This window comes from Actinoplanes sp. NPDC026670, assembly GCF_040638175.1.
Lineage (GTDB): Bacteria > Actinomycetota > Actinomycetes > Mycobacteriales > Micromonosporaceae > Actinoplanes.
In genome coordinates, this window is the sequence record NZ_JBEZXU010000002.1 from 258,346 (window position 1) to 279,687 (window position 21,342).

Annotated in this window: 24 protein-coding genes, 1 pseudogene and 1 riboswitch; of the genes and pseudogenes, 12 read left to right on the forward strand and 13 right to left on the reverse strand. The window is 71.0% G+C overall.

What is annotated here, in order from left to right:
* Window positions 1–81 precede the first annotated feature (81 nt).
* The 3 genes from AB0E94_RS02940 to AB0E94_RS02950 form a co-directional block, all read right to left on the reverse strand.
* On the reverse strand, window positions 82–318 hold the full coding sequence (locus AB0E94_RS02940) for a hypothetical protein (protein WP_360321575.1): 237 nt from the start codon (window positions 316–318) through the stop codon (window positions 82–84).
* 28 nt (window positions 319–346) lie between these two features.
* Window positions 347–559: a hypothetical protein gene (locus tag AB0E94_RS02945; protein ID WP_360321578.1), complete on the reverse strand. Its 213-nt coding sequence runs from the start codon at window positions 557–559 to the stop codon at window positions 347–349.
* Window positions 560–839: 280 nt separating this feature from the next.
* Window positions 840–1,721 (reverse strand): hypothetical protein, encoded by an 882-nt coding sequence (locus AB0E94_RS02950; protein ID WP_360321581.1) that lies wholly within the window; start codon window positions 1,719–1,721, stop codon window positions 840–842.
* Window positions 1,722–2,430: 709 nt separating this feature from the next.
* On the opposite strand from AB0E94_RS02950, the gene AB0E94_RS02955 reads away from it, so the two are divergent.
* Window positions 2,431–2,571 (forward strand): hypothetical protein, encoded by a 141-nt coding sequence (locus AB0E94_RS02955; RefSeq protein ID WP_360321584.1) that lies wholly within the window; start codon window positions 2,431–2,433, stop codon window positions 2,569–2,571.
* Between the two features lie 52 nt (window positions 2,572–2,623).
* Here the strand turns inward: AB0E94_RS02955 and AB0E94_RS02960 are convergent, their stop codons facing one another.
* A complete protein-coding gene (locus AB0E94_RS02960; protein ID WP_360321587.1) occupies window positions 2,624–3,223 on the reverse strand; it encodes a hypothetical protein in 600 nt (199 codons plus the stop codon).
* A 54-nt stretch (window positions 3,224–3,277) separates the two neighbouring features.
* The gene (locus AB0E94_RS02965) at window positions 3,278–4,168 is read right to left on the reverse strand and encodes a LysR family transcriptional regulator (RefSeq protein WP_360321590.1); all 891 of its coding nucleotides are present in this window, start codon (window positions 4,166–4,168) and stop codon (window positions 3,278–3,280) included.
* Window positions 4,169–4,237: 69 nt separating this feature from the next.
* On the opposite strand from AB0E94_RS02965, the gene AB0E94_RS02970 reads away from it, so the two are divergent.
* From AB0E94_RS02970 to AB0E94_RS02980, 3 genes and pseudogenes are all read left to right on the forward strand, one after another.
* Complete coding sequence (locus AB0E94_RS02970; protein ID WP_360321593.1) at window positions 4,238–5,113, forward strand: EamA family transporter; 876 nt, start codon at window positions 4,238–4,240, stop codon at window positions 5,111–5,113.
* A complete protein-coding gene (locus AB0E94_RS02975) occupies window positions 5,106–6,110 on the forward strand; it encodes a phosphotransferase (protein WP_360321596.1) in 1,005 nt (334 codons plus the stop codon). Before AB0E94_RS02970 ends, AB0E94_RS02975 begins: the two co-directional genes overlap by 8 nt.
* Before the next feature lie 14 nt (window positions 6,111–6,124).
* Window positions 6,125–6,750 (forward strand): annotated as a pseudogene (locus AB0E94_RS02980) (class I SAM-dependent methyltransferase).
* On the opposite strand, the gene AB0E94_RS02985 reads toward AB0E94_RS02980, so the two are convergent.
* Genes AB0E94_RS02985 through AB0E94_RS02995 form a run of 3 tightly spaced genes read right to left on the reverse strand, consistent with a single transcriptional unit; the run spans window position 6,740 to window position 10,291 of the window.
* Window positions 6,740–7,327, reverse strand: coding sequence for a TetR/AcrR family transcriptional regulator (locus tag AB0E94_RS02985; RefSeq protein ID WP_360321599.1), 588 nt, complete (start codon window positions 7,325–7,327; stop codon window positions 6,740–6,742). The pseudogene AB0E94_RS02980 and the gene AB0E94_RS02985 overlap by 11 nt on opposite strands.
* A 14-nt stretch (window positions 7,328–7,341) precedes the next feature.
* Entirely contained in the window at window positions 7,342–8,841 is a 1,500-nt protein-coding gene (locus AB0E94_RS02990) for an MFS transporter (RefSeq protein WP_360321602.1), read from the reverse strand.
* A 40-nt stretch (window positions 8,842–8,881) separates the two neighbouring features.
* Entirely contained in the window at window positions 8,882–10,291 is a 1,410-nt protein-coding gene (locus tag AB0E94_RS02995) for a hypothetical protein (protein ID WP_360321605.1), read from the reverse strand.
* A gap of 176 nt (window positions 10,292–10,467) precedes the next feature.
* On the opposite strand from AB0E94_RS02995, the gene AB0E94_RS03000 reads away from it, so the two are divergent.
* A complete protein-coding gene (locus AB0E94_RS03000; protein WP_360321608.1) occupies window positions 10,468–12,930 on the forward strand; it encodes a tetratricopeptide repeat protein in 2,463 nt (820 codons plus the stop codon).
* Window positions 12,931–13,026: 96 nt separating this feature from the next.
* Window positions 13,027–13,446, forward strand: coding sequence for a hypothetical protein (locus AB0E94_RS03005; protein WP_360321611.1), 420 nt, complete (start codon window positions 13,027–13,029; stop codon window positions 13,444–13,446).
* Here the strand turns inward: AB0E94_RS03005 and AB0E94_RS03010 are convergent.
* Window positions 13,431–13,940: an NUDIX domain-containing protein gene (locus AB0E94_RS03010; RefSeq protein WP_360321614.1), complete on the reverse strand. Its 510-nt coding sequence runs from the start codon at window positions 13,938–13,940 to the stop codon at window positions 13,431–13,433. The genes AB0E94_RS03005 and AB0E94_RS03010 overlap by 16 nt on opposite strands.
* A 437-nt stretch (window positions 13,941–14,377) precedes the next feature.
* On the opposite strand from AB0E94_RS03010, the gene AB0E94_RS03015 reads away from it, so the two are divergent.
* Together AB0E94_RS03015 and AB0E94_RS03020 are read left to right on the forward strand one after the other, a co-directional pair.
* Window positions 14,378–15,235, forward strand: a complete 858-nt coding sequence (locus tag AB0E94_RS03015) for a nitroreductase/quinone reductase family protein (RefSeq protein ID WP_360321617.1) — start codon at window positions 14,378–14,380, stop codon at window positions 15,233–15,235.
* Between the two features lie 107 nt (window positions 15,236–15,342).
* The gene (locus tag AB0E94_RS03020; RefSeq protein WP_360321620.1) at window positions 15,343–15,681 is read left to right on the forward strand and encodes a hypothetical protein; all 339 of its coding nucleotides are present in this window, start codon (window positions 15,343–15,345) and stop codon (window positions 15,679–15,681) included.
* Between the two features lie 685 nt (window positions 15,682–16,366).
* On the opposite strand, the gene AB0E94_RS03025 is transcribed toward AB0E94_RS03020, so the two are convergent.
* Both AB0E94_RS03025 and AB0E94_RS03030 read right to left on the reverse strand, forming a co-directional pair.
* Window positions 16,367–16,774 (reverse strand): GNAT family N-acetyltransferase, encoded by a 408-nt coding sequence (locus tag AB0E94_RS03025; RefSeq protein ID WP_360321623.1) that lies wholly within the window; start codon window positions 16,772–16,774, stop codon window positions 16,367–16,369.
* Between the two features lie 2 nt (window positions 16,775–16,776).
* Window positions 16,777–17,238 carry a GNAT family N-acetyltransferase gene (locus tag AB0E94_RS03030; protein ID WP_360321626.1) on the reverse strand — a complete coding sequence of 154 codons (462 nt, stop codon included), beginning with the start codon at window positions 17,236–17,238 and terminating at the stop codon, window positions 16,777–16,779.
* A gap of 36 nt (window positions 17,239–17,274) precedes the next feature.
* Between AB0E94_RS03030 and AB0E94_RS03035 the strand changes: the two genes are divergently transcribed.
* Window positions 17,275–17,895 (forward strand): AAA family ATPase, encoded by a 621-nt coding sequence (locus tag AB0E94_RS03035; RefSeq protein WP_360321899.1) that lies wholly within the window; start codon window positions 17,275–17,277, stop codon window positions 17,893–17,895.
* Here AB0E94_RS03035 and AB0E94_RS03040 read toward each other — a convergent pair.
* Window positions 17,861–18,412 carry a histidine phosphatase family protein gene (locus tag AB0E94_RS03040; RefSeq protein ID WP_360321629.1) on the reverse strand — a complete coding sequence of 184 codons (552 nt, stop codon included), beginning with the start codon at window positions 18,410–18,412 and terminating at the stop codon, window positions 17,861–17,863. The genes AB0E94_RS03035 and AB0E94_RS03040 overlap by 35 nt on opposite strands.
* A 43-nt stretch (window positions 18,413–18,455) precedes the next feature.
* A complete protein-coding gene (locus AB0E94_RS03045; RefSeq protein ID WP_360321632.1) occupies window positions 18,456–18,650 on the reverse strand; it encodes a CbtB domain-containing protein in 195 nt (64 codons plus the stop codon).
* 59 nt (window positions 18,651–18,709) lie between these two features.
* A riboswitch (cobalamin riboswitch) is annotated at window positions 18,710–18,785 on the reverse strand.
* A 109-nt stretch (window positions 18,786–18,894) separates the two neighbouring features.
* Between AB0E94_RS03045 and mycP the strand changes: the two genes are divergently transcribed.
* The 3 genes from mycP to AB0E94_RS03060 are packed head-to-tail and all read left to right on the forward strand — an operon-like array spanning window position 18,895 to window position 21,337.
* Complete coding sequence (gene mycP, locus AB0E94_RS03050; RefSeq protein WP_360321635.1) at window positions 18,895–20,079, forward strand: type VII secretion-associated serine protease mycosin; 1,185 nt, start codon at window positions 18,895–18,897, stop codon at window positions 20,077–20,079.
* Entirely contained in the window at window positions 20,076–20,573 is a 498-nt protein-coding gene (locus AB0E94_RS03055) for a suppressor of fused domain protein (protein WP_360321638.1), read from the forward strand. Before mycP ends, AB0E94_RS03055 begins: the two co-directional genes overlap by 4 nt.
* Window positions 20,574–20,581: 8 nt before the next feature.
* A complete protein-coding gene (locus AB0E94_RS03060; RefSeq protein WP_360321641.1) occupies window positions 20,582–21,337 on the forward strand; it encodes a sugar nucleotide-binding protein in 756 nt (251 codons plus the stop codon).
* Window positions 21,338–21,342 lie beyond the last annotated feature (5 nt).

Sequence of the window (21,342 nt, forward strand, 5' to 3'; positions counted from 1 at the left end):
TGTCGCTGTCTGGTGGTGGGTCCGGGCCGGCCGCCTCGCGGCCGGCCCGGTGGTGCCGTCCGATGTGTGGCGCCGAGGCGGCTACCTGAGGTTTCCGGTGGCGCGTCGGCGGGCCTCGACCGCCGCGCGTAGTGCCGGCCACAGCCGCAGGCGCCGGGAACTGTCGCATGCGGCCAGGAGACGGGCCAGGCCGTCGCGTTCGTGCGGTGGGACGAACAACAGGACGATCACCATCGGCAGCACCGCCGCGATGATCTCGGTCAGGACCAGCAGAGCGATCGTGGTGGCCGCGGTCACGGCGAGGGCTTGCTCGAACACGGGCTGGCTCCTGTCCTCCGCGGCGGGCTCACGAGGTGAAGGCGGCCACGGCGACCATCGCCAGGGCCGTCAGGGTGGTGAGGGTGACGACGACGGCCGCCGCCACGGCCCGCAGCAGCGGACCGAGTGCGGCGAGCGCCCGCCGGAGGGCAGCCAGCCCGACGAGCAGGCAGGCGGCTGCGACGGCCAGGCAGGCGGCTGGCGCGTCGAGAAGCGACATCAGAGTGGTGGAGAAAGACATGGTCGACCTCCGATCCGAGCGATGCGCCGGATCCGGCGCATGTGCACCGGTGAGGGCCATGACCCCGATGTCAGAGGCCGCGACACGGATCGTGACCTCTCCCTGACCCTCGTCATGAATATGAGGCCTAATCTGCATAAAGGGCAATATTAATCGTCAAGGTTGAATGGAGCTGGATTTTGAAATCAGGCACATTCGCCCGGCGGCGGCCAGACGGGGCGGCGATCCGGCGGCCGGATGGGCATCCGCGACGCCAACGCGAGACCGCTGGTCGTACCGCTCACAGACCCAAGCGGTGCAGGGCCCGCATCACGAAGCCGCGCGTGGCGCGGCTCCAGCCGGTCACGTCGCGCAGGGTTTCCCGGTCGGCGGCGTCGATCAGGACGGTCACCGCAGGCGGGTCGATTTCCAGACCTCGGCGGTACGCGGAAGCTACCGCGGCTGTGATGGCGACCAGATCACTGCCGGTGACCGTCATGTGATGGAGGGCCGCGTCGATGGCCGGATCCGTGGCGGGGGAGTGGGCCAGCGCCAGGTTGGCGGAGGCGCGGGGTTGTTCGTGATCGTGCGGGATGCGCAGCCAGGCATCGGTCGTCGCCGGGTTCGGTGGCAGCCACGCCGTCAAGGCTGCGGCCCGGGCGGACACCTCGTCGTCGGGGTCGGTCAGCCAGCCGGTGATCGTCTGGCCGTGGGCCGCGGTGCGGTGGTAACAGTCGGCGGCCCAGCGGACCGCGACCGCGTCCAGCAGGGTGATCTCCTCGTCGGTGAACTCGTCCTCCTCGAGGTGGAACCGGTTCACCAGGGCGGTGGTGTCGATCCGGTCGAGGATCGCAGTCGCGGCGAAGGCCTTGGCCGGCTCGAAGGGGAGTTCGTCGTCGCGGCGGTCGCCGATCGTGAGTCGGGTGAGCAGCTGGAGGATGTCGCCGCGGTCCGGAGTGCCGGTGGTGTCGATCAAGCTGACCAGGAATGGGATCACCCAGTGGCTCGCCTCCCACCGCGTGCCCTGGTGACAGACGGTGATGGTGAGGGCGGCCAGGGCATCACCGCGCGTTGCGGGATCGGGGGAGCGCAACGCGGTCAGGTGGTCGGGTACATCGGTCGCCGGGCCGTAGGCGTGGTGCAACGTCGACCACGGGACGGTGTCGAGTCGTTCTTCGATCACGGTGCGCCTCCCGGCACGCATTCTGCCCCAGCGCCTTCAACCTATCTTCCTAGGATGCTGCAGGCGGGGTGCCGACGGCAACACGGCGGAAGCGGCGGAGCGAATGCGAAGCGGCGAGCTGGGAACGGCGCCGATGACCGAGACGAGCAGGCCCGCTGCCTGGGAGTCTTCTGCGCAGCCACCGCACCTTGAGAGGGACAGTCCTCTGACGGATGAGGCCTCCACAGCCGCAACCCCCCGGTCGGCAATACCTGGACCAGAAACGCCTCGGCCAGCAGCGGCCCGACCACCAACGGCCCGGCCGGCAACAGCTCGTCGCTCGCGGATCTTGCACGACTTTCCACGCTCGCGCCGATCTTGCAGGCCTTTCCATGCCCCGGCCGGAAGAAGGCTGCAAGGTCTCCTCGGCGCAGTAGACCTTGCACGACAAACCACGCCCAGACGTGAAGAACCTTGCAAGATCGCGGCCGGGGAGTAGAACTGTGCAAGATCTACAAGGCTGGCCGGAGACGAATCCTCAGCGAATGCGACATTCCTACCTCGGCCGGTGTCTCAGTCGCCTGCGTGGCCGGTGCCATAGCCCGACAGCGCGGCGAGAAAGCAACGCACAGCAGAGGAATTGACCCCGGATACGGCGAAAGCCTTGAAGAAGCTTCCTGGACAGGCTTGCGGGCGGCCGGAGCCCTGTCCAGGCGGCGAGGTGCGTCGAGTGCGGGTCGAGGTGCGGATTGCCCGGGCCGGGCTGGCTCGCGCGAGCCAGTCAGCGGGCTCGCGCGGGCTGGCTAACGGGCTCGCGCGAGCTGGCCAGCTGTTCGCGCAGCCGGTCAACGGCCAGCTGGCCCGCGCGTGACCGCCGGCTGGCTCGCGCGCCGGTCAACGGCCGACTGGTCCGCGCGTGCCGGTCAGTGGAAGAACACCACGACGGAGCGCTTGTTGCTGTCGGCTTGGGCCAGCCACTGGAACGTCTCGTAGACCGCCTGCGAGAACTCCTCCGGCATGTCGATCCGGCCAGCCCAGGACAGTTTCTCGGCCGGCTCGGTGAGGGTGCCGAACTCGCGGTAGCCGATGCCGGGGAAGTCGTCGATCCGGGGCAGCGGGACGGGGGAGCCACCGAACACCAGGTCGGTGACAGTGAAGCCGTCGGCCAGCAGGCCCTGCCCGGCCAGATAGTCGTCGAGGCGCTGCGGGAAATCGACCGGCACCGGCATCCAGCCGTAGTTGTCCTCGAAGGTGCCGTGGGTCTCGCACAGGTGCTTCAGGAAGTAGCCATACGCGAAACCGATCCGCTCGTCACACGGCTCGCCGAGGATCATGTGCCGGGCCACGTCGGCCACGGTGACCGACCCCTCGTCGCCGATCGCGTCGTCGATCATGTCCTGGAGATACTTGTTGTGCTCGGTGAACGTGGCGGAATACCGCTCGGCCGACTCCCGGTCGCCGCTGCCGATCTCGGCGCGCAGCCTGTCCAGATCGACCGTGTACGCCATCGCCCCGTAACCCACGTCGTGCCTCCTCGAAGTCGTTTGCGGCCTGAGCCTACGGGTGGGGTACGACATTCAGCTCGATGGAGAGCCGCCGGCGGGAAGGCGGGCCGCCGGGGTGTAGGCGGCGCGGCTCAGGCGGATCAGGTCGGTCAGGCCAGCCGGTGGGTCGTCTCGCCACCAGGCCAGCCAGACGTCGATGCGGGGCGCCTGGCGCAGCATCCGGTAGGCGACGCCCGGCCGTGGGTTCTGGTTGGCGGTGGCCTCCGAGGTGATGCCGACCGCCTGGCCGGCCGCGATCAGCAGCAGCCACTCGTCGACGCCGTGGGTGGTGCGGACGTTCGCCGGCGCGGGGCCGGGGGCCCACAGGTCGAGGGTGGTCGTCCCGGTACGGGAGTCGATCGCGACCGGGTAGCGGGTCAGGTCGCTGACGTGCACGGTCCGGCGCCGGGCGAGGGGGTTGTCGGTGGCGATCGCCGCGCACCTGGCCTCGGTGCCGATGTGCGCCGACTCGAACCGCGGGTCCTCGAGGGCGCGGCGGACCACTGCGACGTCGGCGGTGCCGTCGCTGAGGCCGGCGCTCGGTGTGTTGGTGTGCACGAACACCAGGGGCGTGCCCGGGTGCAGGGCCGCCCAGGTGCGCTGGAGGCGGCGGGTGTGTTTGCCGAGGGCGGCCCACGCGTACCCGAAACGAAGTTCGCTGCGCTGCCGTTCGGCGAGCCGGCTGAGGTGGGTGACCTCGTCGAGGATGCGGCGGGCGCCGGCCAGGACCTGCGTGCCGGCGCCGGTCAGGGTGACGTGCCGGGTGGTGCGCTGGAGCACCCGTACGCCCAGCGCCTCCTCCAGCGCCGCCACCGACCGGGACACCGCGGCCTGCGAGACGCCGAGCTCGGTGGCCGCGTCGGTGAACGTGCCGGTGTCGACGATCGCGACCAGCGCACGCAGGTGCCGCAGCTGCAGATCCATGCGCTCAGCGTATAAGTGCCGCGCGGCGCGTATTTCTCCGCGGGCCCGCCGGACGCCGACACTCGCCATATGACGGTTGTGGTCGAGGAACGAACGGTGACGCGGCGGGGCTCGCGGCTCGCCGGGCCGGCGATGATGATGGGCGGCGCGGCCATCAACCAGACCGGCGCGGCGATCGGCGCGCACGCGTTCGACCTGATCGGCCCGTCCGGGGTGGTCGGGATGCGGCAGTTCGTGGCCGCGACGGTGCTGCTGCCGGCGGTGCGCCCGAACTTCCGCCGGTTCACCTGGGCCCAGTGGTGGCCGACGATCGTGCTCGGCGTGGTGTTCGTGACGATGAACCTGACGCTGTACACGGCCATCGACCGGATCGGCCTCGGGCTGGCGGTCACCCTGGAGTTCCTGGGGCCGCTCGCGGTCGCGCTCGCGGGTTCCCGAAGCCGGCTCGACCTGCTGTGCGCGGCCGGAGCCGGCATCGGTGTGTACGTGCTGGTCCTGCCCTCCGGCACGAGCGACTGGCTGGGTATCGGGTGTGGCCTGGTCGCGGCGGGCTGCTGGGCGTCCTACATCCTGTTGAACCGGCTGCTCGGCCGCCGCCTGCCGGGCCTGCAGGCGACGGCGGCCGCCACCACGGTGGCCGCGGTGCTGACTCTCCCGCTGGTGACGATGCTCGTCGTGCAGGGCCGAATGACCCCCATGGCGCTGCTGTACGGGGTGGCCGCCGGCCTGTTGGCGTCGGTCATCCCGTACGCGATCGACCTGCTGGCGCTGCGCCGGGTGCCGCCCGCCTACTTCGGTGTGGTGTCGAGTGTCCACCCGGTCTTCGCGGCGCTTGCCGGGCTGATCCTTCTCGGACAGGTGCTGGCGCTGCACGAGTGGATCGGGATCGCCGTCGTGGTGGCGGTCAACGTGGTCGCGGTCCGGCAGAATGCGGGACGTGACTGAACCCCCGGCTGGTGCGACGCAACTGGTTCACTCGACCGCCAACGAGGTCACCGGCGGGGTGTGGCGGATCGGGCACGGTTCCGGGACGGCGATCCGCAAGGTCGTGAACGCGCGCCGGGCGGGGGCGGCCGCACATCTGGCGGCCAGCGACGATCCGGGGCATTTCAACTACTGGCGGCGTGAGCCTCTCGTCTACGAGACCGGGCTGGCCGGGTCGGCGTTCGCCGCGGGCGGGCTGCGGGGGCCGTCGCTGATCGCGCTGAACCCGCTCGGTGACGAGGCGATCGAGATGATCCTCGAGGATGTCCAGGGCACGGCCGGAATGTCGCTCGGCACTGAGGAGCTGGGCGATTGCGCGTACCGGATCGGGGTGGCGCAGAGCGGATGGGCCGGAGACCCGCCGCAGACCGGCTGGCTGGCCCGGGATTTCCTGGCCGATTACACCCTGGCCCAGCCGGTGCCGGACGATCTCCGCTGGGATCATCCGGCGGCGGAGGCCGCCCTGCCGGCGGCGCTGCGCGCCGGGCTGCGGCGGTTGTGGGAGCGGCGGCACGAGCTGATCGAGGCGTCGGCGGCGCTGCCGCGCACCCTCTGCCATCACGACGTGTGGCCGATGAATCTGATCGGTTCCGGTCGCGGGTTGGTTCTTCTGGATTGGTCGTACGCCGGACCGGGCGCTCTGGGCGAGGACGCGGCGAACCTGGCGCTCGACACGTTCTGGGACGGCTACGCCGACGTGGCCCGTCTGCCGGCCGTGGTCGATGCGGTGATCAGCGGCTATGCCCGCGGGGTGGCCGGCGTGCTGCCGCCGGACGAGGCGCGGCGGGCGATCATGGTGACCGGCGCGACGAAGTATTTCTGGCTGCTGCCGCGGATGCTGGTGTCGGCGTGGAGCGGCCCGCGCGGCCGGGGTTACGACACCCGTGACTGGGAGTCGATGTTCGCCGGCCGCGCCCCGATGTTCCAGTTGATCGTCGACTGGTCGGAGGCCGTCTGACGGTCACCCGGATAGTGATCGACATGGACGTTCGGTACGGCGACGTGCTCGGTTCGCTGCGGCTGGCTATGACAACGGCGCACAGTGGCGCGACGGGCTCACCAAGGAGCCGTGGAAACTGGTGGAGCGGCAGGCCTTCCGGGACCGGCTGGCGCCCGGGGCGCGGCTGCTGGAGGTGGGCGCCGGCACCGGGCAGGACAGCCTGTTCTTCCAGCAGGAGGGCCTGGCGGTGGTCGCGGTCGACCTGTCGCCGGTGATGGTGGAGCACTGCCGGGCCAAGGGCCTGGAGGCGTACGAGCGGGACTTCCTGCACCTGGATTTTCCGGCCGGGTCGTTCGACGCGGTGTTCGCGATGAACTGCCTGCTGCACGTGCCCAACCGTGATCTCCCGGCGGTGCTGGCGGCGTTCCGGGCGGTGCTGCGCCCGGACGGCCTGCTGTTCGTCGGGGTGTACGGCGGCGCCGAGAGCGTCGAGGGGCCGATCGAGGGTGACCAGCATGTGCCGCCGCGGTTCTTCTCGTGGCGCACCGACGAGCAACTGCTCGGCTTCGTCGTCGAAGCCGGTTTCGGCGTGGTGGACTTCCATCCGGTCGACACCGGGCGTGGTTTCCGTTTCCAGTCGTTGACGCTCAGCCGGTAGGCCAGGGCAGCGACTCCCACAGGCCGGGGTGGCGGGTCAGGTGGATCAGGCGGTCGGCGAGCCGGCGGTGGGCCGGGGTGTTCGCAGAGCCGCCCCACAGTGGGGCGCTGCTCATGCCGTCGGCCGCCGCGACCACCAGGGCCAGCACGTCCTCGGGCAGGCCGTCGGCGACCAGGGCCGCCTCGATGCGCTCGGCGTCGGCCTTGGCCACGCCGGCCACCGTGGGCAGCGTCATCAGCTGGGTGATCAGGGCCAGCGACTCACGGGCCTCGTCGTCGGTGCCGGGGGCCAGCACGGCCCGGATGTAGGCGCGGGTCAGGCGGCCCGGCGCGGTGTCGGCCGGATCCAGCTCGGCGTCGACCGCCGCCTGGAACGCGGCCAGCTCCGCGTGGACCAGCGCCAGCATCAGCTCGTCCTTGCTGGCGAAGTGGTAGATCAGCCCGCCTTTGGAGACGCCGGCGAAGCGGGCGATCTCGTCCAGGGAGGCGTGGATGCCACGCACCCGGATCGCCTCGGCGGCGGCCGCCAGCAGCGCCCGCCTCGTCTCCTCCGGTGACCGGCCCGCTGTGCGTCCCACGTCCGACAACCTACCTACGGCCGGTTCGCGCGCGGCGACGGGATCAGCCGCCACGCCACGAGCGCGGCGGCGAACGTCAGCGCGGCCGCGACCAGGGAGGTGACCTGCATACCGGCGATGAACGCGTCGCGAGCAGCGTCGGCGGCGGGGGACTGCGGGCCCAGCACCCGCAGTGCGGGGCCGAGCGAGTCCCGTACCGCCGCGGTGTCGTCGGCCGAAAGGCCGGAAGGGATGGTCACCGAGCTGCGGTAGACGAACGAGACCAGCGACCCGAGCACCGCGATGCCCAGGACGACGCCGAGCTCGTTGGCGGCCTCGGTGATCGCCGAGACCGAGCCGGCCTTGCGCGGCGGCGCCGCGGAGACGATGGCGTCGCCGGTCAGCGTCATCGCCAGGCCGATGCCGAGACCGATGGGGACAAGGGCAAGACCCATCCAGATGTACGGGCCATGCGCGGCCGCCGCGACCAGAGCGAGGCCGGCCGCGGCCGCGGTGAGTCCCACGGCGATCGCCCGGCCCCGCCCGAGCCGGGTCACCGACACTCCGATGAGCGCGACGACCACGATCGAGGCGAGCGTCGCCGGGAGCTCGGCCAGGCCCGCCTCCAGTGGACTGTGGCCGCGGGCGAGTTGAAGGTACTGGGAGAAGAAGAACAGCAGCCCGGTCAGCGCGAAGATGGCGATCACGTTGGCGGTGACGGCACCGGAGAACGCGGGGCTGCGGAACAGGTCCACGTCGAGCATCGGCTGGTCCAGGCGCCGTTGCCGGCGCACGAAGAGCACGCCCGCGGTGGTGCCGGCCAGCACGCAGCCGACGGTGACCGGGTCGAGGCCGTGGCCGGCGACGTGTTTGATCGCGAAGACCAGCGGGACGATCGCGGCCATCGACAGCGCCGCCGACAGCACGTCGAACCGGCCCGGCTCGGGGTCGCGGGACTCCGGCAGCAGCAGCCACCCGGAGACCACGACCAGGATCATCACCGGCACGTTGATCAGGAAGACCGAGCCCCACCAGAAGTGCTCCAGCAGGAGACCGCCGGTCAGCGGGCCGATCGCGGAGCCGGCGCCGAACGCGGTCGACCAGATGGCGATGGCTCGGGCCCGCTCGGTGTCGTCGGGGAACAGGTTGCGGATCAGCGACAGCGTCGACGGCATCAGGGTCGCCCCGGCGACGCCGAGTGCCAGCCGGGCCGCGATCAGCTGCTCCGGGCTGCCGGCGAACGCGGCCAGCACCGACACCACCCCGAACGCGGTCGCGCCGAGCAGCAGGATCCGCTTGCGGCCGAACCGGTCGGCGAGGTTGCCCATCAGCACCAGCAGCCCGGCCAGGGCCAGCGAGTAGATGTCACCGATCCAGAGGACCTGCTCGGCGGTGGGTGACAGGTCGGTGGTCAGCGCGGGGACGGCCAGGGCGAGCACGGTGTTGTCGATGGCGAGCAGGAGCACCGCGGAGGCCAGGACGGCGAGGGCTGCCCAGCGGCGCCGCGGCGGTGCGTCGGTCGGTGACAGGAGCATCCCAAAACTGTACCGACTAGTCGGTACAGTTTGTCAGGGCCTATCGGTGTGACGTAGCCGTCCCGTCGGCCCACCGCCGCAGTGCGCCCGGCCCGGCGGCGATCGGGCGTTCGCAGACGATCACCAGGCGCGGGCTCGGCCACCACGGGCCGGCCAGGTTGGCGTCGCGGTAGGCGGACAGGCGCTCCCCGAGGTCGCCGATCGCGACGCCGGCCGTGGTCAGGGCCTCGACCCGGGCGGTGACGCGGAGGATCCACGAGGCCAGGTTCTGGCCGTCCAGGTGGTAGTAGCGGTCGTTGTTGTCGGCCGGGGGCGGATCGCCCGGGCCGAGGACCGGCCGTGGCTCGGGCAGGCGGGCGGCGGCCTCCTCCAGGGCTCGCCGGGCGCGGGCCGGTTCGGTCGCGATCAGCGTCGCGCCCCAGGTCAGCCTCAGGTCGTCGTCGCTGAGCGCGCCGAAGTAGTGCGGGACGCCCTGGTAGCCGAAGTGGCGTTTCAGGTCGTGTTCGATCCGGGACCGCAGGTCGTCGGGGTAGCGGGACTCGACGACGCCGAAGTCACGGAACCTGTCGGTGCGGTTCCACAGCGGGTGTTCGAAGAACGGCGCGGCCAGCCGGCGCAGCAGCACACCGGTGTACGGGGAGTCCACCCACACGATCGACTCGGGCGGGGGCAGGCCGCACAGGTGGTAGCAGCCGCGGATGCCGTTCTCCACCGTCGCCCGGTCGGCCGGCTCGGTCGCGGCCGACCAGTCCGGGCCGGGCGTGTCCCGTACGGTCGCGAGAAGGGTCCGCTGCTCGGCTGGGTCGGCGACCGGTGGGGGATCGGCGACCAGCAGGCCGAAGGCGCGGCGGCGCATCGCGGCGTCCGGGTGCAGCAGGCCGATGCCGATCAGGTGCAGTGCCTGCGGGGTCGGGTCGGGGTCGTGGCCCACCGGGAACGCGGCAGCGACCCGGCGTTGCAGCATGTCGGGGTCGGCGGGGAAGTCGTCGTGGTTCAGGGCGCGGCGGATCTGGTCGCGCAGCGGACCGTCGGATTGCAGGCGGCTGAGCTGCCAGCTGCGCAGCGCCTTCTCCGCCGCGAACTGGTCCTGGCCGGCGACCGGTTCGAGTTTCCCGGTGCGCAGCCAGACCTCGTGCAGGGCCGCGTTGTACGCGTCACCGCCCCGCGGCCCGTCCGGCCGGCGGTAGTTGCCGCGATACGTGAATCCGGCATAGTCCAGCTCGGCAGGTGGGTTCTTCTGCAGCGCCCACGTCTCGACGAGGGTGTCGAGCTGCCACTCGTTCGCTCCGCAGGCGTTGCCGATCGCCTCCAGGGTGGCCGAGTCGGGTGGCAGGGCCTGGCCGGTCAGGTACTGGTGCAGGGTGGTCGGCAGGAGGCGGGCCTTGAGAGCGACGGCGAGCAGCGGTCGTGCGCCGACCATCCGGGTCAGCAGCACCGCGACGGTATCCACGATCGTGAGTCTAGAAAAACTGGTCCAGGTGATTCGACTAGTTTCCTAGGACGCCTTACGGGCAGTGCGGCAAGCCGCACCCTTCAAAGACTAATAGGACGGCTTCGCCGACCCACAGTGATGGTTGCCGATGCTTGGGAGACTGGTCGTGCAGAGCCGGACGGCTTGGGAGGTCCATGTTCGGACTACTCGTGGTGGATCACCGGCGGCGGCTGGGCCTGACCCAGGAGGAGCTGGCCGGTCGCGCCGGGATCAGCGTGCGTACGATCCGCGAGCTCGAGGCCGGGCGGGTGCAGGCGCCGCGGCCGGCCTCGGCACGGCTGCTCGCGGATGCGTTCGGGCTGGAAGGAACCCAGCGGGACAGTTTCGTCCGGGCCGGGTTCCCGCCCGCGGAGCGCCCGGCGGTGCACTGCCTGCCCCGGCCCGCCACGCATTTCCGCGGGCGCGCCGGCGAGGTGGCCCGGCTGCTGTCCGCCGTCGACCGGTGCCGGCGTGATCGGTCGCTCGTCGTCGCGGTCGACGGGATGGCCGGAGTAGGCAAGACCGCGCTGGTCCTGGAGGTGGCCCACCAGGTCGCGGACCGCTACCCGGGCGCGCAGCTGTTCGTGGACCTGCACGGGCACAGCACGCAGGCGCCGGTCGAGACGCCGGTGGCGCTGGGGCTGCTGCTCGGGCAACTCGGCGTGCCGGCCGGTGAGCTGCCCGACGATGTGGACGGCCGGGTCGCCCGGTGGCGCACCGAGCTGGCCGGCGCCCGGATCGTGGTCGTGCTGGACAACGTCGCGGGCAGCGTGCAGGTGCGGCCGCTGCTGCCCGGGCTGTCGTCGGCGCTCGTGCTGGTGACCAGCCGGCGTCGTCTGGTGGGGCTGGATGCCGACGAGCATGTCACCCTCGATCCGCTCGACGAGTCCGCGGCGGTGTCGTTGCTGGCCGGGGTGATCGGTGCGCAGCGGATGGCGGGGCAGGACCGCTTCGCGCAGGAGGTGGCCGGGTTGTGCGGGAATCTGCCGCTGGCACTGAGCCTGACCGCTGCCCGGTTGCGGTACCGGCCGTCGTGGACGGTGGCCGACCTGGCGGAGCGTCTCCGAAACGCGCAGCCGCCGGTGGTCGAGCTGGCGGCCGAGGGGATGACCGTGGCGGCGGCGTTGACGTTGTCGTACCGGCAGCTCACCGGGCCGGCCGCCGAGCTGTTGCGGCGGCTGGGGCTGCACAGCGGTGAGGATTTCGATGAGTACGCGGCGGCTGCGCTGACCGGTGGCACGCCTGCCACGGTCGGGCCCGCCGTCGAGGAGCTGCTCGACGGGCACCTGCTGCACGAGCGGGGTGTGCGGCGGTACCGCCTGCACGACCTGGTCCGTGACTACGCCGGCCGGCTGGCGGCGGAGGTGGACGAGGAGCCGGTGCGCCGGGCAGCGGTGCGGCGTCTGCTGGAGTACTACCTGCATTCGATGGTGACCGACCTGCCGGATGGCACGATGATCGACGGTCTGCACACGCCGGGCTGGGGGACGCCGTCGGCTCATCGCCGGGTGTTCGCCTCCGAGGCGGAGCGGACCCGGTGGGAGGAGGCCGAGTGGCGTAACGTGCTGGCGGCCATCGGTGTCGCCGAGCGTTTCGGCATGGACCGGCTGGTGTGTCTGCTGGCCCGTGCGGTGTGGGGGTTCCACTGGCGTCGTGGCAACGCGGGCATTCTGATCACCGTGCAGCGGGCGGCGCTGGCCGCTGCGCAGCGTCTGGGGGACCTCGACCTCACCGCGATGGCGCACAACTATCTGGCCGGCGCGCATGCCCGGTGTGGTCAGATGGCGCAGACCCGGGAGCACATCGGTCATGCGCTCGAGTTGTGGCGGGCGACCGGTGCGACGTCGGCGGAGCTGCTCACCAGGGTCAATCTGATGACCTTGGATCTGCAGAGTGGCCGGTTCGGCGAAGTGGCCGCGAACGGTCACTGGGTGCTCGCGCAGCCCGCCGGCGCCGGGGAGAGCGCGGCGACGCGCCGCCGGCTGGCGATCAACCGGGCCAACGCGCTGCGGATGCTCGGTGAGTGTCATACGGCGCTCGGCGAGTACGGTACGGCGCTGCATTTCCTGCGGCGGGCGGCGTGTCATCGGGAGGACCTGGGTGGTGAGGGTTACCGGTGGGCTTTCATCCTGTTCGAGATGGGCCGGGCGCATGCTCGGCTCGGGCATCGGTCGGTGGCGCCGTTGCTGCTGCGGCGGGCGCTTGCGCATTTCGAGGCGGCGGGGAACGAGACGGGTGTCGCTGAGGCGCTGGCGGAGATCGGCCTGATCCACCTGCATGCGGGTGAGCTGGGGGAGGCCCGGCGTCTGCATGAGTCGGCGGTGCGGCGTACGGAGCGGGCGGGTAGTCCGCAGGGGCGGTGCCTGGCGCTGAACCGGCTCGGTGGCACGGTGCTGCGGGCCGGGGACGTGGAGGCGGCGGCCGGGTTGCACCGGCAGGCGCTGGATCTCGCTGAGCGGATCGATGCGCGGTATGAGGAGGCGGTCGCGCATGCCGGTTTGGCTGCTGCGCTCGCGGGCAGCGACCCGGCGCTGGCGGCCCGGCACGGACGGACTGCCGAGAGGTTGTATGCGGTTATGTCGGCGGTCGACCCGTATCACGTCGATACCTGCCGGTGAACTGCCGGTCGGCGGCCTGTTTCGGTACGCCGTCGTCGCCGGAGGATGGAGTAGTCAAGGAGGAGTTGTCGCGGGACTTCGAGGAGGGGGATTTCGTTGAGTAAGTTCATGCGGGGGGTGGTGGCGGTGGCCGCGCTGGCCGGCGTCATGCTGGCGGGGCAGCCGGCCGGTGCCGCGGTGGTGCAGGCCGCCCAGCGGTCGTGCACGGTGGCGGCGAGCAACAAGTGGGGGTGTAACACCGCGCCGATGTGGCTCGCCGCGGGCGCCAATCCGCACGTCGCCACGTTGAACATCTACTCGCCGGCCACGCCGAACCCGCCCGGGACCGAGGCGGATCCGCCGAGCTCGTTCGTCATCGTCCGTAATGTCGGCACCGGCGCTGAGGTGCTCCGCGACTATCAGTATCGCAGCGCGGAGCACAACGCCTGGATGATCATCGGGCAGTCCGGCAACTACCGGGCCGAGTTGCACTGCCCGTACGGCTGTGCGGGGGCCACGCTCTATTTCGACAGCTGACCTTCGTCGACGGGGGGATCGCCCGGCCGGCCCTTGCGGGCCCGGCCGGGCGTCGTTGTCGCAAGGGTCAGGCAGCGTTGCTGGTGCGGCGGCAGTGGGGGTACGGCGTCCGCCTCGAACCAGGCGACGTCGATCGATTCGTCGTCGTTGACGCGGGCGGTGCCGCCGGTGGATCGGCACAGCAGGCCGATGGCCAGCCAGTAGATCTGGTCGCCGTTGGGGGCCACCGACAGGTCGAGGGCTTCGGCGCAGAGCAGTCGTTCCACGGTGACGTCGAGGCCGGTCTCCTCGTGGACTTCGCGGATCGCGCCGGCGGCGGGTTGTTCGCCGGGTTCGAGGCAGCCGGTGGTCAGGGCCCAGTCGCTGGTGTCGGAGCGGCGGACCAGCAGGACCCGGTCACGTTCGTCGAGGACGACGGCGATGACTCCGGGCAGGGGGAGCGGGTCGTGTCCGATCTTGGTGCGCAGCGCGGCGACGTATTCGGGGATGGCCATGGGCGGCACCTTACGAGAGGCGTGCCAGGCCGCGGTGTCTGCGGTCGGGGCGCGATGGAGTCCGGACCACCGGATTCAGCCCGGCGGTGCGTCGCGGTCGTGCGTGGTGGCGGCGTCGCGTGGGACGGACGGGACCCGACTGGAACGTACATCCTAGGATGGTTTAGAGGTTGTGCGGCAAGCCGCACCCTTCAAGAGCTGAAAGGACGGCTTCGCCGACCGGACATGAATTGGGTTAGGGTGTCGTTCGTGACTGCCGGGTCGGCCTTGGGCCATTACCGAGTGGGGCACCCGGCTGACGCGTGATCGCCGGGCGGCCGCCACGGTCGCCCGTTGCCCGCGCCAGATCGCCGCCTGATCGTTTCGTCTTCTCTGCATGCCGTCGGTTTCGTGACGGTGGATTTCTGCTGCCCGCGCGAGGTTCGCGGGATTTCCGGGTGGACTACCGAAAGCTGAGAATGTCGAACGATTTCAATTCTTCTGTCATTGCCGAGTTCCGGGCCAATCAGGGCCGGGTCGGTGGGATGTTCGAGGGTGGTCGGCTGTTGCTGCTGACCACGACGGGGGCGCGGAGCGGGCGGCCGCATACCGTTCCGCTGGGTTATCTGCCTGATCAGGGCCGGGTTCTGGTGATCGGGTCGAACGGTGGGGCGCGGCGGCATCCGGCGTGGTTGCACAATGTGCTGGCGCATCCGGTGGTGCAGGTCGAGGACGGGCCTTTCGTGTACGAGGCGGCGGCGACCGTGTTGTCCGGGCCGGAGCGGGATGTGGTTTTCGCCAGGGCGGTGGAGTCGGATTCCGGGTGGGCCGATTATGAGCGGCGGTCCGGGCGGGAGTTGCCGGTGGTGGCTCTGGAGGCGGTTCCGGTGGCGGGGCCGCCGCGTGCGGCTGGTGATGCGCCGTCGTCGCCGGCTGCTGTTCTGCGGTTGGTGCATGGCGCTTTTCGGCGGGAGTTGGCGTTGATCCGGGCCGAGGTGCAGCGGTCGGGTGCGGTGCTGGGTGCGCAGTTGCGGGTCAATTGTTTGACGTTGTGCGCGAATCTGCATGGGCATCATGTGAAGGAGGATCAGGGGCTGTTTCCGATGCTGGAGTCTGCGTATCCGGAGTCGGCGGCGGCGCTGGATCGGTTGCGGGCTGAGCACGGCACGGTGGCGGTGTTGCTGGAGCGGTTGCGGTCGGTGCTGGGGGAGCCGGGGCTCGCGCGGGAGGAGCTGCTGGGTCTGGTGGATGTGTTGACGGGTGAGCTGGTTGCGCATCTGGATCATGAGGAGCGGGTTCTGGACGGGGTGCTGTAGGTCGTGGGGCGGTCCCGGAGTGTTCCGGGGCCGCCGGCCTTGATGTTGATCTTGGCGGGTGAGGTCGATCATTGTGCCGGCCTGCGGGAACGTTCAGGATGCCGGGCGTGAAACTGGTGCGTTGGGTGGTTGGTGGCTGGATTTCGCGGGCCTACCTGGTGGTTGTGGTGGCGGCGACGGTGTGGGCGTTCGTGTCGGTGGCGCGGTGGGGTCAGCCGGATGCGGATCTTGCGGTGATCTGGCCGATGCTGCTGACCGGGCCGGTGTCGTGGTTGCTGTTCGCGGTGGTGCCCCATGCGCTGGCTGACAGTGATGTGGTGTTCGTGGTGTGCCTGTCGGTGGGGGCGCTCGCCAATGCTGTGGTGATCGACGCGGTGGTGCGGCAGATCCGCCGGGCGCGGGCGTCGTATGACATGCCGTTGAGGGGTGAGGCGGAGCGGGGTTGACGGCGATACCCGGCCGCTCTCGGCCGCTGCTGGTCCGCAGCGTCCTGAGCGCGCCGGGCCGGGAATGTCGTTTTCGCAGGGTTTAGTCCCGCGGGCAGCCGTGGAGATCTTGCACGGTTCTCCTCGCTGTCCGCGATCTTGCAGGGTTCTTCACGTCTGGGTGTGGTTTGCCGTGCAAGGTCTACTGCGCCGGGGAGACCTTGCAGCCTTCTTCCCGTTGGGGTGCGGAAAAGGCTGCAAGATCGGCGCGAACGCGGAAAATCGTGCAAGATCGGCGAGCGGCGAGCGGCGAGCGGCGAGGGTGACGTTTCGTGCAAGATCCGCAGGTGGCAAGCGTTCAGCGGCGCTGAACGCTCAGGTGGCGAGCGGCGCCTGGCGAGAGCGGCGCTTGGCGAGCGGCGCCGCTGAACGTTGCGGTTCGGTCCCGGCCGAGACCCCCAGCCGTCGCTCAGGTCGGTAAAGGCGCCCGCATTCCGGTGCTGGGCGACGGCTCGTGGTCTCGGCCGGGACCGAACCGGTAGAACACCGACCACCGGCAGCACCCCGAGCACAAACGATCTCTGGCATCGCTGCGCTGGCCCGGCCGGTCCGGCACCGGAGTGATCTCGCGACCGGGTTCCGGGTGTGTGCTTACTCGTGTGAGGCCGGGCCGGAAGGCGGTGGCTGTGGAGATGCAGGGGTGGGGTCAGGGGCGGACGTAGACGGTTCTGAGGTGGGCCGGGCGGAAGCCGTTTGCCTGGTAGAAGGTGGCGGCGGGGGTGTCGCGGCCGGTGAGCAGGTACCAGTGGGTGGCGGTGGGGGTCTGGGTGGCGAGGTCGGTGAGCAGGCGGGTGCCGAGGCCTTGGCGCTGGTGGTCGGGGTGGACGCACATCTCCTGGAGCAGGAAGTGGTCGGTGCCGCCTGCGTAGCGTTCGAGGTGGCCGATGGCGAAGCCGGTGAGGGTGCCGTCGGGGAGTGCGGTGTGGGTGTGGTGGGTGCGTGGGGTGGTGAGGATGTCGTGCAGGCGCTGCCGGGCGTCGTCGGGGTGCCAGGTCTCGTTCCAGGGTGGGCGGGTGAACGTGTCGATGTAGAGGCGGGTGTAGGCGTCGAGCATCGTCAGAGGGTAAGGGTGAGGTGGACGCTGTTGGGGTCGGTTTTGTAGTCGGCGAAGGGTTCGCAGGGCTGGAAACCGAAGCGGTGGTAGAGGGTGCGGGCGGGGTGGAAGAAGTCGCCGGAGCCGGTTTCCAGGTAGAGGCGCCGGTAGTTGCGGTTGCGGGCTTCGGTGATGAGGTGGGTGAGCAGGGCGGCGGCTACGCCTCGGCGCTGGGCGGTGGTGGCGGTACGCATGGATTTGATTTCGGCGCTGGTGGGGTCGAGGTGTTTGAGGGCGCCGCAGCCGAGGAGGTGGTCGCCGTCGTGGGCGGTCCAGAGGGTGATGTCGGGGGCGCGGAGGCTGTCGAGGTCGAGGGCGTGTTTGCTTTCGGGTGGGGTGATGGCGCGCATCTGGTCGACGTGTTCCTGCAGGAGGGCGGCGATGGCGGGTCCGGTGAGGTCGTCGATGGTGATTCGGTAGGTCACGGGGTCGGATTGTAGGGTCCTGATGTGTCGGGTCGGGTGCTTCTGCTCAATGGAGCGTCGAGTTCGGGTAAGAGCAGTGTGGTGCGGGCGTTGCTGCCGTTGCTGGCTGATCCGTGGTTCGTGTTCGCGGTGGATGGGCTGACGGCGATGCGGTCGGCGGTGCATACGCGGGTGCTCGACGACGCGGAGATCGACGCGATGCTGACCCGGATGCGGCGGGGGTATCACCGGGCGGTGGCGGGGCTGGTGTCGGCCGGCAACGACGTGATCATGGATTACCCGTTGAGTGAGGCGTGGCGGCTGGCGGATCTGGTCGAGGTGCTGGCCGGTGTCGACGTGACGCTGGTGGAGGTGCGGTGTTCGCCGGTGGAGCTGGCCCGGCGGGAGGTCGCGCGCGGGGACCGGCCGGTGGGGTTGGCGGTGTCGCAGACGCTGGTCTATGGGCACGGTGACCGGGACATCGTCGTCGACACCACGGACAGCAGCGCGCTGGAGTGTGCGCGGGAGATCGTGGCGGCGTGGGGTGCGCTGACGGGGCCGAAGGCGTTCGAGCGGCTGCGTCAGAGAGGAGAGCGGCCGCGTCAGAGTGGAAGCGGCTTCGTCGGAGGGGAGGGCGGCTGCGTCAGAGGTGAAGGGTCCACCCGTGGTGGTGGGTGAGGCGTACGACCGTGAGTGGGGCCACTGCCAGGTGGGTGGAGGTGGGTGGCAGGTCCAGGGCGGCGGCGACGATGAGGCGGATCGTCAGGGGCGCGGCGATGGCCGTACGCCTGCTGTGGGTTTGTCGGTGCAGCCAGCCGGTGAGGCGGCTGGTCGTGGTGGTGAGGGATTCGCCGCCGTGGGGTGTTGCCGCCGGGTCGGTGAGGAACTGGTGGAGGCCGGCCGGGTCGATCTGGTCGAGGGGCCGGCCGGTCCAGGCGCCGAAGTCGGGTCCGGCCAGGTCGGGGTCTTCGGCGGTGGCCGGGGCGGCGAGTAGGGTGGCGGTCTGGTGTGCGGCGCGGGTGGGTGCGATGAGCCACGGCTGGTCGTCGGGGAACAGGCGTGGCAGCAGCGCGCTGGAGGTTTTCAGTGCCAGGGCTTCGGCGGTGCCGGCCTGGTCGAGGACGTCGTCGCCGCCGAACACGGCCCGGCGTAGTGCGGGGGTGTGTCCGGCGGCGATGAGCCGTAGTGCGTTCACGCAGTGGCGGGGCCGGCCAGCAGGCCGCGGAGCTGGGTGTAGCTCAGTGGCACGGGACACCGAGCAGGTGGCGGCCGTCGTGCATGAGCTCGTGCAGGTACATGCCGGACTGGGAGAGGGCGCCCTGGTCGAAGGCGACGAGGTAGGCCAGCAGGAGCATGAGGCCGGTGAAGCCGGCGGCGGTGGCGAGGAGCCGGCCGGAGACGGCGGGGGTGGTGAGTGCTTGTGCCTTGGGCATGGCGGAGTGTTCCTCCTACGGGATGACGCGTCCCGATCGATGGGGCCTGCGGCACGTGAGCGTCCTGACTCACCGGCCCCCTGGCTGGGGGCCCGTTTACAGTGGCGCGACCGCACCGGACTCTCACCGGTTTCCCTCACACACCGCAGATTGGCTGGTCTCAACCTAACGGCCGGGGTGCCGATGGCACAACCGGGCACCGGTAGCATCCACGCCGGTCACTGTGGTGCGGGGGTGGGTGTCGGTGCGGGTGTTCGCGGCGGTGGTGGCGGGTTTGCTGGGTGGTGTGGTGGCGCCGGCCGGGCCTGTGGTGGCGGCGCAGTGTCTGGGCGCCGGGTCGCCGGTGGCGGGGGTGCCGGCGGAGTTGCGGGCGTATTCGCCGGAGCGGCTGGCGGGTCTGGCGACCGGGGCCGGGGTGCGGGTGGCGGTGGTCGACTCGGGCGTCGATGTGCGTAATCCGCAGCTCAAGGGTCAGGTTTTGGCGGGCCGGGATTTGTTGCACGGTGCTGCCGATGGTCGGCGTGACTGTGTTGGGCATGGGACTGCGGTGGCGGGGATCATTGCGGGCCTGCCGGACGGGTCGACCGGGGTGCGGGGGCTGGCGCCGGGGGCGACGATCATTCCGGTGCGGGTGACCGAGGACACCGATACGAAGGGGCAGCAGCAGATTCCGCGGTCGCGGTCGAGTGCTGACGCGTTCGCGGAGGCGATTCGGTGGGCGGCGGGCCCGGCGGACGCTGACGTGATCAACATCTCGCTGGTGATGCCGGATCCGGATCCGGCGGTGCGTGACGCGGTGGCGGCGGCGGTGCGGGCCGGGGTGGTCGTGGTGGCGGCGGCCGGCAACGGTGGCGCTGATGCGGGGGTGGTGTATCCGGCGGCGTTTCCGGGGGTGATCGGGGTGGGCGCGGTGACCCCGGACGGGACGCTGGCTGATTATTCGCAGCCGGGGCCGCATGTGGACATTGCGGCGTTCGGTGATCAGGTGACGGTGTTGTCGCCGGTGCGGGGGCATCGGGCGGTGCAGGGGACGAGTTTTGCGGCGCCGTTCGTGTCGGCGACGGCGGCGTTGCTGCGGGAGCGGTTCCCGCAGGAGTCCGGGGAGGAGATCACCGACCGGTTGTTGCGGTCGGCGGATCCGGCGCCGGGTGGGGCGCGTAGTTCGCAGTACGGGGTGGGGTTGCTGGATCCGTATCGGGCGTTGACCGAGGAGTCGGGTCCGGTGGTCGCGGCGGTGCCGGCGGGCACGTCTTCGCCGGTGGCGGCGCCGGTGCGGGGGCCGGCGTGGGAGCGGGCCGGGTTGTTCGCGGCCGGTGGTGCGGGGCTGGCGGTGGTGGCGGGTCTGGTGGCCGTGGTGGTGGGCCGGGGACGCCGGCGGGGCTGGCGGGCTGCCCAGGACACCCATCGTCATGATCAAATGCCGGGATGATGTGGGACACCGTCACCGAGGCCATGAGCGCGCTCTACCCCCAGGCGCAGCCGTGGCATGTGACATATCCGGCTGAGGGGTTCGAGTTACAGGCCGCGTCGGCGTATCCGGCGGACGGGCATTGGCATTTCGTGTCGTACGGGCTGGGTGAGCGTCACGGTTTCGAGTTGACCGTGCGGGTCGTGCGTGGGGTGGAGCAGTCGCCGCCGCAGTGGCCGTTCCTGCTGTTGAACCGGGTGGCCGGGCTGGCCGGGCTGGCGGCGCAGGCGGGTGAGCCGTTCGAGGAGGGCCAGTGGGCGGATCTGGGTGGGCCGGTCACCGGGCATCCGCACACCGACGGGCCGCCGTCGGGGCTGAGTGTGGTGATTCTGGCCGCCGACCCGCAGCTGGGTGACCGGTTTCTGCAGCTGGTGGGGGTGACCACGGCGGAGGCGCTGGCCGGTGAGGTCGACAGTGACGATCCGCTGCTGGTGACCGACCCGGCGCGCGCCTGAGGCGTCCGATGACGGTGCTGATCTTCGGTGGGACCGGTGGGCTGGGTGGTGAGCTGGCCCGGCAGGCCGGTCCGCGGGCGGTGGCGGCCGGCCGTCGTGATGCCGACCTGCGGGACCGTGCTGCGGTGTTCGCGTTGGTGGCGAGGGTCGCACCGGCGGTGATCATCAATGCGGCGTACCGGCAGGACGACTGGGTGGTCACCGCGGACGGGGCCGGGCATGTGGCGGCTGCGGCGGTCGCGGCCGGGGCGCGGCTGGTGCACGTGTCCAGTGATGCGGTGTTCTCCGGGGCGCCGGGCCGGTACGACGAGACATGCGTGCCGGTGCCGGGCACGGTGTACGGGGCGGCGAAGGCGGCCGCGGAGACGGCGGTGCGGGCGGTGGATCCGGGGGCGGTCGTGGCGCGTACGTCGTTGATCGTCGGCGGGCCGGGCACGGTGATCGCCGCGCGGGTGCATGCCGGTGGGGTGTTCTTCACCGACGATGTCCGCTGCCCGGTCGAGGTCGGTGACCTGGCGGCGGCGCTGCTGGAGCTGGCCGGGTCCGGGCAGGCCGGGATCTGTCATGTGGCCGGCGCCGACGCGGTGAGCCGGTTCGAGCTGGCCGCGCGGATCGCCCGCCGTGACGGGGTGCCGGCGTCGAAGGTGGTGGCGGGGATGCGGACCGCGGCCGGCGCCGGGGATGTGCAGCTGGACTGCACGGCCACCCAGGCGAGGTTGAGGGTGGTGCTGCGCGGCGCCCGGACGTTTCTGCCGGCCCCCTAGGCATC